Origin of the sequence: Paraburkholderia pallida (assembly GCF_004524855.1) — a bacterium.
GTDB lineage: Bacteria > Pseudomonadota > Gammaproteobacteria > Burkholderiales > Burkholderiaceae > Paraburkholderia > Paraburkholderia oxyphila.
In genome coordinates, this window is the sequence record NZ_CP038148.1 from 1674971 (window position 1) to 1689693 (window position 14723).

Sequence of the window (14723 nt, forward strand, 5' to 3'; positions counted from 1 at the left end):
CGCCGCGCGCAAAAAGCCCTGCACGCCCCCGCAGCGTCAGGCCTCGGGCTCGGGCGGCAGGTCCGGCTGGTTCTCCGCTTCGCCGCCGAAGATCGTCTTCTCGTCGCGCAGCCCGTGCGTGCCCATGAGCCGGTACAGCGTCACGCGCGAGATGCCGAGGTCGGTGGCCGCTTCGGTCAGGCGATGGCGATGGCGCAGCAGCGCGGCCTCGATCGCGCGTTTTTCCGCGGCCTCGCGCGCCTGGGCGAGCGTGACGGTCTGCTGCTCGGTGAACTGGTCGAGATCGAGATCCTCGGCCGAGATCAGCTTGCTTTCGGCCATCACGATCGCGCGCCGCACGCGGTTGATGAGCTCGCGCACGTTGCCGGGCCAGTTGTAGTTGTACATGGCCTCGATCGCATCGGGCGTGAAGCCGCGGATCCTGCGCGCGCTGTCCTGCTTGAACTTGTGCAGCACATGGTGCGCGAGAATTTCGATGTCCTTGCCACGCGCGCGCAGCGGCGGCTCGTCCACGCGCAGCACGCACAGGCGGTGAAACAGGTCCGCCCTGAAACGTCCGTCGCGCATGGCGGCTTCGAGATCGACGTGGGTGGCCGAAATGATGCGCACGTCCACGGGAATCTGCTCGTGGCCGCCGAGGCGCTCGATCTTGCCTTCCTGGAGAAAGCGCAACAGGCTCGCCTGGCTTTCCATCGGCAGGTCGCCGATTTCGTCGAGAAAGAGCGTGCCGCCGTTGGCGGCTTCCACGCGGCCGATCTTGCGCTGGTTTGCGCCTGTGAACGCGCCGCGCTCGTAGCCGAACAGTTCGGATTGCAGAAGATGATGCGGGATCGCGCCGCAGTTGATTGGCACGAACGGCGCCTTGCGGCGCGGCGAGCGCTCGTGGATCGCGAGCGCCGTCAGCTCCTTGCCGGTGCCCGACTCGCCCGAGATGAACACGGTCGCGTCCGTGTTCGCCACCTTGCGGATGGTGCGAAAGAGCTGCTGCATCGCCTCGCAGGTGCCCACCATCTCGTCTTCGTCCTGACTCGCGGCTGCGGGCGCCTCGTCGAGGTCGCACAGCGTGACCATGCCGAACGCGTGGCCCACGAGGTAGTCGAGCGTCGCCGGCGCGACCGGCAGATGCACATAGTCGAAGCAGTACTGGCGAATCAGGCGCCGCACTTCGGGGTCGGTGAGGCGCTTGGCGTCGGTGAGCGCGATCCACCCCACCTGCTGCAGGCGCAGCACCGCTTCGAGGCCGGCCAGGTCGCGCGCCGCGAACCCGGTCAGGTCGACGATGCCCGCGCAGGTCGGCTCGGCCTTGGCGAGGCGCGTCGCTTCGTGCGGGCTCTTGGCCGTCGCGACTTCCCAGCCGCGGCTGCGCAGATACGCGCCCAGCTGCGTGTCCGGCACGCGGGCGACGTACAGCAGCATGCGGTCGATATCGGCAATCGGTCTGCCGTCGGGCTCGCGGGCCGCGGCGTCGTAACCGGGCGGCCCGCTGCTGGCCGTGTCGTCCGCCGCCGCGGCCGGTTGCGGCGCGCCCGCCATGGCGAGCCGCTGACCCGCCCCGGCCAAAGGTGTCACGGTGGCGCCCAGATGTGAGGAATCGCGCACGATCGTCCTCGTATTCATCAGAAGGTATAGGGGAACCGCACGCCGACGACGAAGTTCGGCGCGTCGGGCGTGAGGCCCACCGACACCGCACCGTTGATCGTCAGGTGCTTGTTGACCACGTGATTCAGGCCGAAGTTGAGCACCGAGGCCGTGGTCTCGCTGCCCGGCACGCCAGTCCAGCTGCCGCCGGGCTGCTTGGTCTTCGACTGCGGCTCGATGGCCATCGTATAGGAGATGCTGGCCGAGTCCTTGTCGGAGAACGCGAGCGCGACGCCACCGCCGAACTGCACGATGTCGCCGAGCTTGACGTCGGCGGGCTCGGTCTGCCCGACGACCGACGAGATGTCGGCGAACGAGCGCGAGATGTTGTACGTGTACGAAAGGCTGCCGAACAGCACGACCGGGTCGTAGGTCTTCAGCACCGACATGCCCGCCGTGATGTTCCAGAAGCCCGTGCCGGTGGGCAGCTTGCTCGGCGCGACGAGGTTGGTGTTGTCGGGCGTGAGCTGTTGCAGCTTGATGCCGAACGGCGAGGTGCCGGTGGGCGTCTTCACGCGCAGGCTGCCGACCACGTCGGGCAAGTTGTTGGTCTCCTTCAGGAACTGATAGTAGATCCCGAAGTTCACGTCGCCGATCGCGTTCGAGTTCACGGACGCATCGGAGAGCGAGTTCGCCGAGCCGCCGGCGCCGCCCACGATGAAGCTGCTGTGGCGGTAGATGTAGGGCACGTCGACGTCGATGCTCATGCGGTCGGTGATGCCATACCGCGTGTCGAGGTCGGCCATGATCTGGTGAGACTTCGTCTCGCCCAGATTGATGTTGCCGAGAAAGATCGCATCGAGCGCGAGGAAGCCCGAAAGCTGCAACTGGCGGCGGTCGTAGTAGGTATCGCTGATACCCCAGTCCAGCGTGAGCTTGTGGTCGAAGAGCGGCGCATGCTCGCGTTGCACGACCGCTTCCTCAGACTGGGTACGGGTGGGCTCGGCGTTCTTTTGCGTCTCGCCCACGGTCGGGCTCCCGCTCGGATTGACGCCGACGGGCGCGCCTTGCTGCGGCCCGCTTGCGGCCGAGGAGCCGGTGGCGCCATTGGTCGGCCCGCTGTCGGGCGACGGCGGGTTCACCGGCACGCCCGTGGCGGTGCCGGTGAGCGAGCCTGGCGCGGTGGCGCCGGGCAGCGCCTGCGCGAGCGGCGGCAACGGCACGGGCAGGCCGTCCGCGCCGGGTTGCTCGGCGACGCTCGTGCCCGAAGCGGCATCCGGTGCATCTGCACCGGGCATGCCGCGCCCGCGTTGCGCCATTTCGAGGTTCGTGACCTGGCGCTCGAGAGACTGGATCTGCCGCTGCTGCTCGTCGACCACACGCATGAGCGTGTTGAGCCGGTCTTCGACAGACTGGCTTTGCAGCGCCTGCGCATGGGCGGATTGCGCGAGCGCGAAGATCAGGACTGCTGCTGGAATGGCGGCCAACGCTACACGCGGCGCTGCCGTCTTGTACGTCGTGTTCATTCTTTTCCCCCGGATCGAGCGCGGGTAAACGACGGAACCCCCTGGTTCCGCGCCCGCACTGTCGATACCCTTGCTTGATGCTTCACGCAGTCTGCTAGCCCGCGTGCACGTCTTCTTGTGCTGTCTCCTTGTTGTGGCCGTCGTTGGCGGTGGACGGCAGCTTGTTAATAAATCGGGCGGCGTTTTTTGTTAGCGGGTGTTGCGTAGAGCCTGTAATACGCCGGCCTGACGGATCATTTGTGCGCTCAACTGCTGCGTCTGCAGATTGAGCTGTAACTGATTGGCGACTTGCTGGTTGTTGCCAGCGATCTGCAGCAACTGCGCAATGGCGCCCGCCTGTTGTGTGCTGCTCGGCAAGATGTTTTGTGTCGCCATGCCTGCGGGTGTCTGCAGTGTGACGTTGATGCCATTGCTGCCGAACGCGATGCCGGCCTTGATGGTGCCTGCCGCGTTCGATGCCGATGCGCTCGGCTGATTGGCGCCCGCCATGCCGGCGAGTTGTGTGGCGCTGTTATTGGCGCCGCTATTGGTCGAATTGCTGTAGTCGATGGTCGCGGCGTTGGAGCCGACGTTGCTATTGCCGGCGACCTGCGTGATCTGCGATACGCCGTTGACCGACACGTTCTGGCCGCCGGAAGCCGACGTGTTCGGGGTGGCGCCGCTATTGGCCGCGTTCGTGCCGCCCGGTACCGGGTCGGTGACGTGGGCCGTGGTTTGCACGCTGGCGCTCAACTGGTTGGCCGCGTTCTGCGCGACCGTGAGCGAGCCTTGCGCCACGGCGCTCGCGCCGTTGGGCAGCTGCCATTGCGACAACACGTTGAGCACGAAGCCGGAAATCATGTCGCTGCCGGCGTATTTGCCGGTCTGATGCGCGAGCACGTCGTCGCCGACGGGCTCGCAGCGCACGGGCTGCGCGTCGGGGCCGCCCGCCGAGAGGAACGCGGGCACGGCGGCCTGGGTATCGGCAAGGCTCTCGGCGGCGCACGCACTACTTGAGCAAGCGCAGGCGAGCGCGTAGAGCGCTGCCGCTATGCCACACTGTGAGAGGTTGCGGTTCATGACTCGTCAGGACTTCAGAACATCACGGCCTTATCGAGGCCGTACTCGAAGAAGGGAGTCGGTGCCATGCCGTTGAGCAGGGCGTTCTCGCGCAGCTTCAGGGCGAGCGACTCGTTGTTCTGCAACAGCGGAGAGTCCTCCAGGAACGGTTTGCCGAGCACGGCGAAGACGAGTCCGTTCCACGTCTTCGCGAAGTCGTCCTCGGCCACGATACGGTTGCCGAGCGCGGGGTCCGCGATGAAGACGCGGCCGTTCTCGGCATGCTTGACGATCACGAAGTGTTCGTACCCATCGATATTCATGAGCACGAGCACGGGAATCTGCAGGTGATAGAGCGCGTCGGTGTTGACGCGAAAGCCCCGGCCGCGCAGGCCGATCGTTTCGACGAACTTCTTCATGTCGAGCATGGAGAAGCCGTTTTTCACGACCACTTCGGGCGTGGAGAACACCATCATGCGCCGGATCAGTTCCGGCTCCGGGATGTCGATGCCATAGCCGTACTTCAGCAGCGTCGCGAGTGCGGCGGCGCCGCAGCTATAGTCGAATTGCTGGGTGACGACGCTGTTGTAGCGGATGTCGCGCATCGAGTGGACCGGCAACTTGATCGGCACGCCGATCAGGTGGGTTGCGTCGATGCTCGACTGCGCACGGCAAGGCACCCAGGCCGCGGCGGCGGCAAGCGCCAGCGCGACAGCACACATCCTTGACCCCGGGGACGATACGGACCCGGACATGGTGGTCTCCTGCTTGTGGTTTGCGCGCCAGCCGCTGTGTGAGAGCGGCCGGCGCGCCGGGGTACTGCCTTTCGTTGCAGTTACTTGAGGACTGCTTAGTGGCCGTTGCTCATTGCTGCGATGGCCATGCCATTGTGCTGCAGGTTGCCGATGCCGCCGGCAATGTTCACGCCGATGTTGCCGCTTGCGCCGGTGAGCGTGTTGGCGCCGAGGCTAGCCGTACCCTGGAACTGGCCAGTGGCGGTCATGCCGGCGTTCTGCACGTTGTTGTCGGTCGCGACCATCGCCGTCGTCTGGGCGCTGCCTGCGTTGGTGGCCGTCGTCACGGAGCCGGCAAGGCTGTTGTTCTGTGCGTTGCCGATACCCGATGCGACGTTCACACCGACATTGCCCGAGACGCTGGCAAGCGAGCCGTCACCCACCGATGCGTTCAGATTGAAGTTTTTCACATTCGCGACGCCAGCGGACGCCTGATTGTTGAAAATCTGAGCGTTACCGAACACATTGCCCATGTCGACGGAAGCGAGCGCGACGTCGTTGCTTTGCGCGTTGTTGATGCCTTCCGCGATGTTCACGCCCAGGTTGCCCTGCACGCCGGTTGCCGCGTCGCTGCCCGTGGTGGCGTTGAGCGTGCCGGCCTGTTGCGTGTCAATGTGCTGCGTGATCGAGCCGGTCGTCGTTTCGTTGACCGTGGTCATCGTGTCGTTCACGCTATAGCCCCACGTCTTGCTTTCGTCCGTGGCCTTCGCGTACGAATGCGAGTGCGAGTTCGAGCTGGAGCTCGACGCGCTGTACGTGTGAGCGTACGTGTCGCTGGAGTTTTTCGTCTTGCTGCCCGAGCCGCTTGCGTTGGTCGAGACCGCTGCGCTCAACGTGGCATCGGCGTAAGCCGTGTTCGCGACGGTCTTGCTGTCGCTCGTGTTGCGGTCGTTGCTCGCGGACCAGGTGTTCGCATTCGACGACGAGTCGGTGTTGTCATGCGAGTTGGTCTTCGTGTGCGACGAGCTTTCGGTCAGGCCGGCGTTGATGCTGGCCGAGCCATTGTGCTTGTTGCCGCTGCTCGCCCACGTCGCGCTCGCATCCAGGTTCGCGTTACCGCTTTGCGACTTCGTCGACGTGTTGTTGCCGACGCTGCTGGACATGTGGGTCTTGCTGTTGCCGCCCGTGTCGCTATACGTGCTGGCGCTCGTCGCGTTGTGGCTGCCGCCGTCGTCGGCCGTGGCGTGGAAGTCGGCGTTCACGCTCGCGCTGTTAGCCTTGCTGTAGGTGTAGCTGCTCGACGAAGCCTTCGTGGTCGACGCATTCACGTCATTCGTCTTCGAGGACGAGCTCGACGACATCGACTGGTCGGCCGTGGCGAAGGACGAGGTCTTGTAGCTCGAGTTCGTGCCCGTGCCGACCTTGCTCCACGTGTTGTTGTCGTAGGTGGTCGTCACGTTGCCGAAGTTATAGCTCTGCGCCTGGGGCTTGAGCGTGCCGCCGGCGGTGTTCTGGGTATTGTTGATGACTGCGCCTGCCGTGCTCGAGACGCTCACGCATCCGAACAGGCCGACAAAGCCTTCGATGCCCACGTACTCGGTGACTCCCGTGGCGTTGAAGAGGAATGCGGTCTTCGGGCCTGCGAAAGCTGAACTTGCCACGGTCGCGAGGACTGCTGCTGCGATGAGGGTGCGCTTCATGTTTCGCTCCGATACTTGAGTGGTCAGTTAAAAAAGAGTGCCCGCCGGGGGACGGAGCACAAAACTGTTTGCCGTAGCGTTACCGGCACCGGCTGTCTGGTTCACCTGCATGAGGCCCGTTGCATTCCTGAAGGCCACACCGTCGATGCGTACCTCACGAATGCCGCCTGCCTGGCCTGCCTGGTTCCCCATTCCGCCGTTTGCTGCGGTGACCGCGGACATTTCTCCGTCCGAGAGCAACGCAACTCCGAGCACACCAGTGCCGATCTGCGCACTGTTGCGCTGGATATTGCCCACGCCGGCCGCCTGATTCACCATCATGGCGCCCGACGTGTTCGCGAAGGCGCCCGAGCCGATGAGCGCGCTGGCGTTGCCAAGCCGAGCGCGCACCAGGGCGCCTTGTTCGTCGAGATTCACATTGCCCACCGAGCCGCCATTGGTGATGGTCAGCTGGTTGCCCTGGGCGTTGTCGAGCCCGGCCGCTTCGTTCACGGCGAGCGCGCCGGTTGTCAAGGTGGCGGCGTTCGGCGCGATCACGGCGGTTGCGCCTACCGTGACCTGGGCGTGCGCGGGCGTGGAGAGCGCCGCCCAAGAAGCCGCGAGGGCGAGCGCCGCCAGGACGCGAGTGACATGCGCGCGGCTCATTTCATGCCTCCGATCGCGCCCAGCGCACTCGTGAGCGGCGCGAGCGCGCCGTTGACGGTCGACGAGATCGTGCCGCCGATCCCGCCGATGGCCTGGCCGCTGCCGCCGGCGCCGAGCGCCGCGTTCGAACCCGCCGGATTGCCCACGAGGATGCGGTTGATGGCTTGCACGCCGGCGGCTTCTCCGGCGAGCGCGCCGCTCGTGTTCACGCCGGAATTGCCGCGCGCGTTGGTGAGATCCGTATCGCTGACGAGCGTCGCCATGGCGGGGTCGTACGAATTCTTCGGGAAGGTCGTGGCGCGCACGAGCACGGGGTCCTGGCTCTTCGGCACGCTGGCGAAAGCGCTGCGCGGGGTGATGTCGCGTTCGACGATGATGTCGCCGGGATTGGCCACCTGCTGCGCGCTGACACCTGCTGTCAGCACCGCCGCGAACGCCGCGCCCAGGACGGCTGCGAGCCGGGCTGAGTGCCGGCGCCCAGCGGGCGTCTTAAAGCGAACGATCATGTTTGTCTCCGTCTGCATTTCGCAACCGGCGTGTGTCGAGTGCCGCCTGCGATCCGCGCCACGAGGGGCACGGGTCCTGTTGGGTGATAACCGTGCTGGTTCGGGTTACTTTCGGACGTAGCTGGCGATGTTGCCTTGCGCCGCCTGGCCGGCGTCCACCGGAATCGGCAGCGGGCTGGGCGGGGCGATTTCGTCCCACAGCGTCACGCTGTTGCCACGCATGAGCTGGGGCGTGGCGGCGACCATCACCATGCCCACGGCGCCGCCGCGCTGGCGCGCGAGCGTCTGGTCGTCGAGTGCGCCGAAGCCGGCGAGCACCTGATCGTCCCCAGCGGGGCCGGGGTCGGCGGCGGGGGCGCTGGCGCTCATGCCGCTGCTCAAGTTTTCGCCGTTCGTGTCGTTATCAGAGTTGGGTGCCACGCTCGCGTCGAGCGTTGCGGGCACCATGGCCGCGCCTGTTGCAGGAACGACACCGGTGTTCGCCGCAACGACGCTCGCACTCGCCGCATCCGTTGCGGTCTGTGCGCGCACCGACGGCGCGAGAGCGAGGAGCGCGGCCGGAATCAGCACGGCGGCGAGCTTGCCGCACGTGCCGGAAACACTGCGCTTGACGTTCAAAAGGATGAGTCGCATGGCGTATCTCCTGGTGCGAGACATTTAGCGAAACGTGTGCCATGCCACGCAACCCGTTGATACGTCGCGGGTCCGGATATTTTCTACGGATTTTGAATAGCGGATTTTCGCAAAAACGTTTCAGCGCTGAAACGTCGACCCGTTTTAAACGCTGGGAATTCGCTCGAAAGTTTCAACGGAGAACGTTTGCGCGATATTTGTGTTACGCAATCGCGACGCCTTGGGAAAAAGGTGCGGGAGCAACAGAATGAAAACATCCGTAATGAATTTTCTTCTTACTATTCAGTACTTGCGTAATGGAAACCTTTCCATCGGACCCTAAGCTATTCGTGGTGCATATTTTCTATCCAACACCCCGGTCCATATAGTAAGCTTCAGAAAAACGCGTAATACCCATAAGAAAAGCCCAGCCATGGGCAAGTTGACACACACGCCGCAACTCGGGGATTCACTGTCAGCAAAAGCCCCATCTCGCCACGTCCTTTTGCGCCTGGCGAATGTTGTCTTTTGCTGCGTGTCTGTACATCAGGTGCGTGCCGTCATTTCGCAACGATGTGTTGGCAAGAGGATCTGAATAATGGAATCCGCAACGCGGCAATTGGTTTACGTGACGCGCAATCCGAATGATGCGCTGAGCGAGCGGTTCCACGAGCGGGGCTGGCAGGTGGAGATTGTCGGCAACGCGCGGGACACGCGACGTGCGCTGCGCGCGGGCCTGCCCGCGGGCGGCCTGATCGACTTGACCAGCGAATTCCATGTGCATGAGATCGGCGCGTTCGAGCCGTGCCTCACGTTGCCTAACGTAGGCTGGGTTGCCGCCACCACCACGGGCCAGTTGCAGGATGCCAATTTGCGCCGCCTCGTGCGCGATTACTGTTTCGATTACGTAACGGTGCCCTGGAGCGGCGAGCGCATTGTCGATTCCGTGGGTCACGCATTCGGCATGGTCGCGCTCGGCGAGGGCGCTTCGAACGACACCACGGGCGGTGCGGAAGGCGAAATGGTCGGCTCGTGCGAGGCGATGCTGGCGCTGTTCCGCTCGATCCGCAAGGTCGCGATGACCGACGCGCCGGTGTTCATTTCGGGCGAATCCGGCACCGGCAAGGAACTCACCGCGGTTGCCATTCACGAGCGCTCGGCGCGCCGCAATGCGACCTTCGTGCCCATCAATTGCGGGGCGATCCCGCCACATCTGCTGCAGTCGGAACTATTCGGCTATGAGCGCGGCGCGTTCACGGGCGCGAACCAGCGCAAGATCGGCCGCGTGGAAGCGGCCAACGGCGGCACGCTCTTTCTCGACGAAATCGGCGACCTGCCGATGGAAAGCCAGGCGAGCCTGTTGCGCTTTCTCCAGGAAGGCCGGATCGAGCGCCTCGGCGGCCACCAGTCGATTCCCGTGGATGTGCGCATCATCTCGGCCACGCACGTGGACATGCGCGCGGCCATGGTCGAGGGGCGCTTCCGCCAGGATTTGTATCACCGTTTGTGCGTCCTGCAAATTGACGAGCCGCCGCTGCGGGCGCGCGGCAAGGACATCGAATTGCTCGCGCGGCATATGCTCGAGCGCTTCAAGAAAGACGGCGGGCGGCGTTTGCGCGGCTTTTCTCCCGACGCCATCGCCGCGCTGCATAACTACAGCTGGCCCGGCAACGTGCGCGAGCTCATCAACCGCGTGCGGCGTGCGATCGTCATGACCGAAGGGCGCGCGATCACGGCGCGCGATCTGGAGCTGGGCGACTACGTCGAGGTGGTGCCGGTCTCGCTCGCGCAGGCGCGCGAGGCCGCCGAGCGCCAGGCTATCGAGCTCGCCTTGCTGCGCCATCGCGGGCGCCTTGGCGACGCCGCGCAGGAACTAGGCATTTCGCGTGTGACGCTGTACCGGCTGCTGTGTGCGCACGGCATGCGGCATATGGAAAGCGATCCGCTTGCGCCGCATCCGGGCGGACTGGTTTCGGGGGGCGGGGCCTGACGGCGGCCTCGTCGAGGGGACCATATAAGCGCCGCGCGATGCGGCCGCACAAGCACTGACGAAGCAGGCTGACGAAGAGCCGGAACGGCCGTGAGGGTACGAGGTAGCAGGGGTGCAAGCGGGCCTGCGCGGGGGCGCAGGTTCGTGCGGCGGGCGGCCCGTGGGTGCGGGCCGCCCTGTCCGCGTTTGCGCGCGATGGGCGCGTTGTCGCTTGGGTCTCGATATTACGGATTATTTCCGAACGATTTGCCACGCGCTTGTCATCTCGCTGATCGCGTTAGTTCGTCGCGCTAATCCACGCATTGATTTTTAGCCGTTTGTCTTTGCCGGACTTCGCCATGCGGCGCATTATCCGCGGCATTATCCGATTTTTCATTGCTTCGACATAATGCGTATTTTACGAGCATGTTATGCGGGTGCAGCGAATGGTGTCGTCGCGCGTATCCCTTTCCAGCCGGTCATTCGAAATGACGCTGTGCGCCGTGGCCGTGCCTGTCCCCGATTGCCCCGTGTTTGCTTTCCGCTCGCTCGCCGCTTGCTTGCCATTGGGCCCGGTCTGCCGTTTGCCGGCTTGCTATAGAATCTCTTCTTTTGAATCCGCACCGGGTGCGCTCGCGCGCCTGCTCAGGGACCACGCATGAAACAGTACCTCGAGCTCGTCCGCTCGATTCTCGACACCGGCAGCTGGCAGGAAAACCGCACCGGCATCCGCACGATCAGCATGCCGGGCGCCATGTTGCGATTCGACCTGCAACAAGGCTTCCCGGCCGTCACGACGAAAAAGCTCGCGTTCAAGTCGGCGGTGGGCGAGTTGATCGGCTTCCTGCGCGCCTCGCGCAGCGCGGCGGATTTCCGTGCGCTCGGCTGCAAGGTGTGGGACGCCAATGCGAACGAGAACGCGCAGTGGCTCGCCAATCCGTATCGCCGCGGCACCGACGACCTCGGCGATGTCTATGGCGTGCAGTGGCGCCAGTGGCCCGCCTACAAGGTGCTGGACGCCGACGCGGGCGCGCAGCTGGCCGACGCGCAGTCGCGCGGCTATGCGCGCGTGAGCGAATTCAACGAGGACGGCCGCCCGAAGGTGCTGCTCTACAAGGCGGTCGACCAGCTGCGCCAGTGTCTCGACACGATCATGAACAACCCCGCCGACCGGCGGATTCTGTTTCATGGCTGGAACCCGGCGGTGCTCGACGAGATCGCGCTCCCCGCATGTCACCTGCTTTATCAGTTCCTGCCGAACGCGGCGAAGCGCGAGATCTCGCTGTGCCTGTATATCCGCAGCAATGACGTGGGCCTCGGCACGCCGTTCAACCTGACCGAAGGTGCGGTGCTGCTGCATCTCGTCGGCCGCCTGACGGGCTACACGCCGCGCTGGTTCACGTACTTCATCGGCGACGCGCACATCTACGAGAACCAGCTCGGCATGCTCAACGAGCAGCTGAGCCGCGAGCCTTATGAGAGCCCGCGCCTCGAGATCGCGTCGCGCGTGCCCGAGTACGCGAAGACCGGCGTCTACGAGCCCGAGTGGCTCGAGAAGGTCGAGCCCGCCGACTTCTCGTTGGCCGGCTATCGGCACCACGATCCGCTCACGGCGCCGATGGCGGTCTAAAGTGCCGTAGGTGTCATCGCGCCGCGATCGGCGCGCGATAAGCAAAAAGCCCGCGAACAGCGACGTTCGCGGGCTTTTTCGTTGGCGGCGCGCGCTTTGCGGCACGCGCCGGGGTGGTGGGCTCAGCCGTGATGACGCTCGTCGTGGCCGCCGCTCGCTTGCGGATGCGGTTGGGGCTGCGGCTGCGGATGGGGTTCCGGACGCGGCTGGGGCTGCGGTTGCGGGTGGAACTCGGCGCGCGGTTGCGGCTGCGGTTGCGGATGGGGTTCCGCACGCGGCTGGGGCTGCGGTTGCGGATGGTACTCCGCACGCGGCTGAGACTGCGGTTGCGGGTGGACTTCCGCACGCGGCTGCGGCTGCGGGCGAGGCTCTTCGCGCTGCTGAGGTTGAGGCTGCGGATGAAACTCGGCGCGCTGCTGCTCCAGTTGCGGATGGGCATCCGCACGTGGTTGCATCTGCATCGGCTGCTGCCCGTGCGGTGCTTCGCCCGCGCCGGGCTGGGGCGCGCGCGCAGGCGCGCCTTCATGCGGCTGTTGCGTCGCGAGCGCTTGCTGCCGGTTTTCCTGACCCGGTGCCGCGCCGCCAGGCTGCCCGTGTTGCGCCATCGGTGCATGCGGCTGCATCCAGGAGGGCTGACGCGCCTCGCCCGGCGTGCCGGCCATCGCGTGGCCATTCATGTTGCCGGCGGCGCCCGGTGCGTGCGGTTCGCCGCCGGGCATGGCGCCTTGCGGCTGTCCACCCTCCGGCCGGCCCGCGAACTGCGGCGGATGCGGCACGCCGTGCGCTTCGTTGCCCTGCGGGGCGGCCGGCCCGTGGCCGTTCGCCATCGCGGGCGGCATGCCGGGCTGTCCGGGTTGTTGTCCATGCGGGGCCATGGCTTCGTTCGGGCCATGCGGGCCGCCCTGGGCGAACGCGCCCGGACGCGGCTCCTGACCTGGCGCCTGGCCCGGCGCGCCGTTCGGCCGGCCCGCCGCGCCGATCACCGGCGAGTGAGGCGGCACGACACGCACGTTCTGCTGCGGCCATCCCCCGTGCGAGGCGGGCGAGAAAGGCGAGAACGAAGCGTGCGCCGGCGCCGAGACGCGCACGACCGGCGCGCCCGCGCCTGGCACGGCCCCGCCGCTGTGGGCGAAGCGCTGCGCGAGGTTGTCGCGGAAGGCGGGCGGCGCGACGGGCGCGCGCGTTGCCACCACCTGACGCTGATTGAGCGAGGCCGGCGGCCGGTAGTCGGCGCGGCGCAGGTCCGGACCGAAGCTGCCCTTGACCGGCGCGATGCCCGGCGTGCCCGACTGGACGCGCGCGTTCTGCCATTGGCGCGGGTCGACACGCTGTGCGAAGCGCGAGGTCGGCTGGCCGTGCACGAAGGCCGTGGCGGGCACGGCGGTCACGGCGCCCGGCACGCGGTAATTCACGAACGTGTTGTGCACGTTGATGTTCGTGATGTTCACGTCGTGGCGGTAATTGTTGACGATCACGGTCTGATTCACGCGGTCGTAGTAGTGCGGGCTCCAGTCGCCCCAATGCGGATGCCACGGCTCGCCCGGCCCGAGCGCGAACCACGCGACGCCCGCAGCCGCTGCGCCGCCGATGGCGAGATTCACGCCCCAGTCGGGGCCACCACCGCCGCCGCCCACGAAGGCGACGAGCGCAGGCGCGTAGACGGGCGGCGCGGTCTCGACAATCGGACCCGGCACCCAGGCCCACGAATCGTCGACATAGGCCCAGCGGCCGTAGTGGTAGGGCGCGAAGCCCCACGGCGCATCGTCCACCCACGTCCAGCCCCACGGCGCTTGCCAGACCCAGTGGCCGTCGTGATACGGAGCCCAGCCCGAGGGCACGTCGCTGGGCGTCCAGACCTCGCCGTACTGCGGGCTTTCCCGCCACGTGCCGTTGTTGTCCAGATCCTGATAGCCGGGCACGTCGCGCGAGACGTAGCGCGCCGAGACCGAGCGGTCCTCGCCGGCGTCGCGCGCGAGCGCCCACTGGTCGAAGGCATCGGGCGGCGGCGCGGCCGCGCTCGCCACCTGCTGCAGGTCGGTGCCCGCGAAACGGATCTGCTGGCCCGCCGACATCGGCGTCTGGCCGTTCTCGCCGTACACCGTGACGCTGCCGCTGCGCACCGTCACGGTCGTGCTGCTGCCGTCGGGCGCGACGTCCACGCGATAGTCGCCGGGGCTCGTCACGCCGAGCGCGAGGTTGGGCGTGTCGATTTCGTACGAGGCCCCGGGGGGCAGCTCGCGCACGCGCGTCGAGAGCGTGCCTTGCGCGACTTTCAGCTGGGCGGTCGAGTCGTCGAGGTTGAGGACGTCGACGCTCGTTTGGGGGCCCATGCGCACCGCCGTCGAGCCGATGTGCAGCTCCGAGCGCGCGTTGGTGTCGTTCCAGAGCTGGTCGCCGGTCGTGAGCGGGCGGTTCAGCTGGGCGTAGGACCAGTCGGTGGCGCCGGCCGGCTCGGTCGTGACGTCGCCTGCCATGTAGTCGAGACGCGCGACGCGTCCGGGCGGGTCACCGGCTGCGCTGGCAACGGGGGCGCCTTGCGGCGCGGCCTGCGCCCACGCGTTCGCGCCCGCGAGGCTGAGCGCGAATGCGGCGAGCACGGCGCCGGCGATGAGCGTGCGGCCGCGCGGGCGGCGCACTGCGACGGGCGTGTCCAGGTGCGTGTCTTGGATGGTGTCGTGGCGGCGGAACGTGATGGGCGAAGAGGTGCGGGTTGTCATTTTGGTTCTCCTGTCGACCAGAGTTGGCGCTTTAGCGCCTTACTCTGGTCCCATGCAAGGCTCAGCCT

Annotated in this window: 11 protein-coding genes; 2 read left to right on the forward strand and 9 right to left on the reverse strand. The window is 66.3% G+C overall.

Translation table 11 applies throughout. The features are described from left to right. Nucleotides 1-36: 36 nt before the first annotated feature. From E1956_RS07605 to E1956_RS07640, 8 genes are all read right to left on the reverse strand, one after another. Nucleotides 37-1416 (reverse strand): sigma-54 dependent transcriptional regulator, encoded by a 1380-nt coding sequence (locus E1956_RS07605; RefSeq protein ID WP_418789250.1) that lies wholly within the window; start codon nucleotides 1414-1416, stop codon nucleotides 37-39. A gap of 200 nt (nucleotides 1417-1616) precedes the next feature. Further along, the gene (locus E1956_RS07610) at nucleotides 1617-3104 is read right to left on the reverse strand and encodes a DUF3450 domain-containing protein (protein WP_134748061.1); all 1488 of its coding nucleotides are present in this window, start codon (nucleotides 3102-3104) and stop codon (nucleotides 1617-1619) included. A gap of 189 nt (nucleotides 3105-3293) precedes the next feature. After that, complete coding sequence (locus E1956_RS07615) at nucleotides 3294-4163, reverse strand: peptidase C39 (RefSeq protein ID WP_134748062.1); 870 nt, start codon at nucleotides 4161-4163, stop codon at nucleotides 3294-3296. A gap of 14 nt (nucleotides 4164-4177) precedes the next feature. Next, a complete protein-coding gene (locus tag E1956_RS07620) occupies nucleotides 4178-4864 on the reverse strand; it encodes a C39 family peptidase (protein ID WP_134750433.1) in 687 nt (228 codons plus the stop codon). Between the two features lie 128 nt (nucleotides 4865-4992). Beyond that, nucleotides 4993-6576, reverse strand: a complete 1584-nt coding sequence (locus tag E1956_RS07625; RefSeq protein WP_134748063.1) for a serine-rich family protein — start codon at nucleotides 6574-6576, stop codon at nucleotides 4993-4995. Between the two features lie 27 nt (nucleotides 6577-6603). Then, nucleotides 6604-7113, reverse strand: a complete 510-nt coding sequence (locus tag E1956_RS07630; RefSeq protein WP_232071326.1) for a hypothetical protein — start codon at nucleotides 7111-7113, stop codon at nucleotides 6604-6606. A 104-nt stretch (nucleotides 7114-7217) separates the two neighbouring features. After that, nucleotides 7218-7727: a hypothetical protein gene (locus E1956_RS07635; RefSeq protein WP_134748065.1), complete on the reverse strand. Its 510-nt coding sequence runs from the start codon at nucleotides 7725-7727 to the stop codon at nucleotides 7218-7220. 105 nt (nucleotides 7728-7832) lie between these two features. Then, a complete protein-coding gene (locus E1956_RS07640) occupies nucleotides 7833-8360 on the reverse strand; it encodes a hypothetical protein (RefSeq protein WP_232071328.1) in 528 nt (175 codons plus the stop codon). 577 nt (nucleotides 8361-8937) lie between these two features. Between E1956_RS07640 and E1956_RS07645 the strand changes: the two genes are divergently transcribed. Together E1956_RS07645 and E1956_RS07650 are read left to right on the forward strand one after the other, a co-directional pair. Further along, a complete protein-coding gene (locus tag E1956_RS07645) occupies nucleotides 8938-10329 on the forward strand; it encodes a sigma-54 dependent transcriptional regulator (RefSeq protein WP_134748066.1) in 1392 nt (463 codons plus the stop codon). 637 nt (nucleotides 10330-10966) lie between these two features. Next, nucleotides 10967-11938, forward strand: coding sequence for a thymidylate synthase (locus E1956_RS07650; RefSeq protein WP_134748067.1), 972 nt, complete (start codon nucleotides 10967-10969; stop codon nucleotides 11936-11938). 122 nt (nucleotides 11939-12060) lie between these two features. Here the strand turns inward: E1956_RS07650 and E1956_RS07655 are convergent, their stop codons facing one another. Then, entirely contained in the window at nucleotides 12061-14655 is a 2595-nt protein-coding gene (locus tag E1956_RS07655; protein WP_134748068.1) for a DUF6600 domain-containing protein, read from the reverse strand. Nucleotides 14656-14723: the final 68 nt, after the last annotated feature.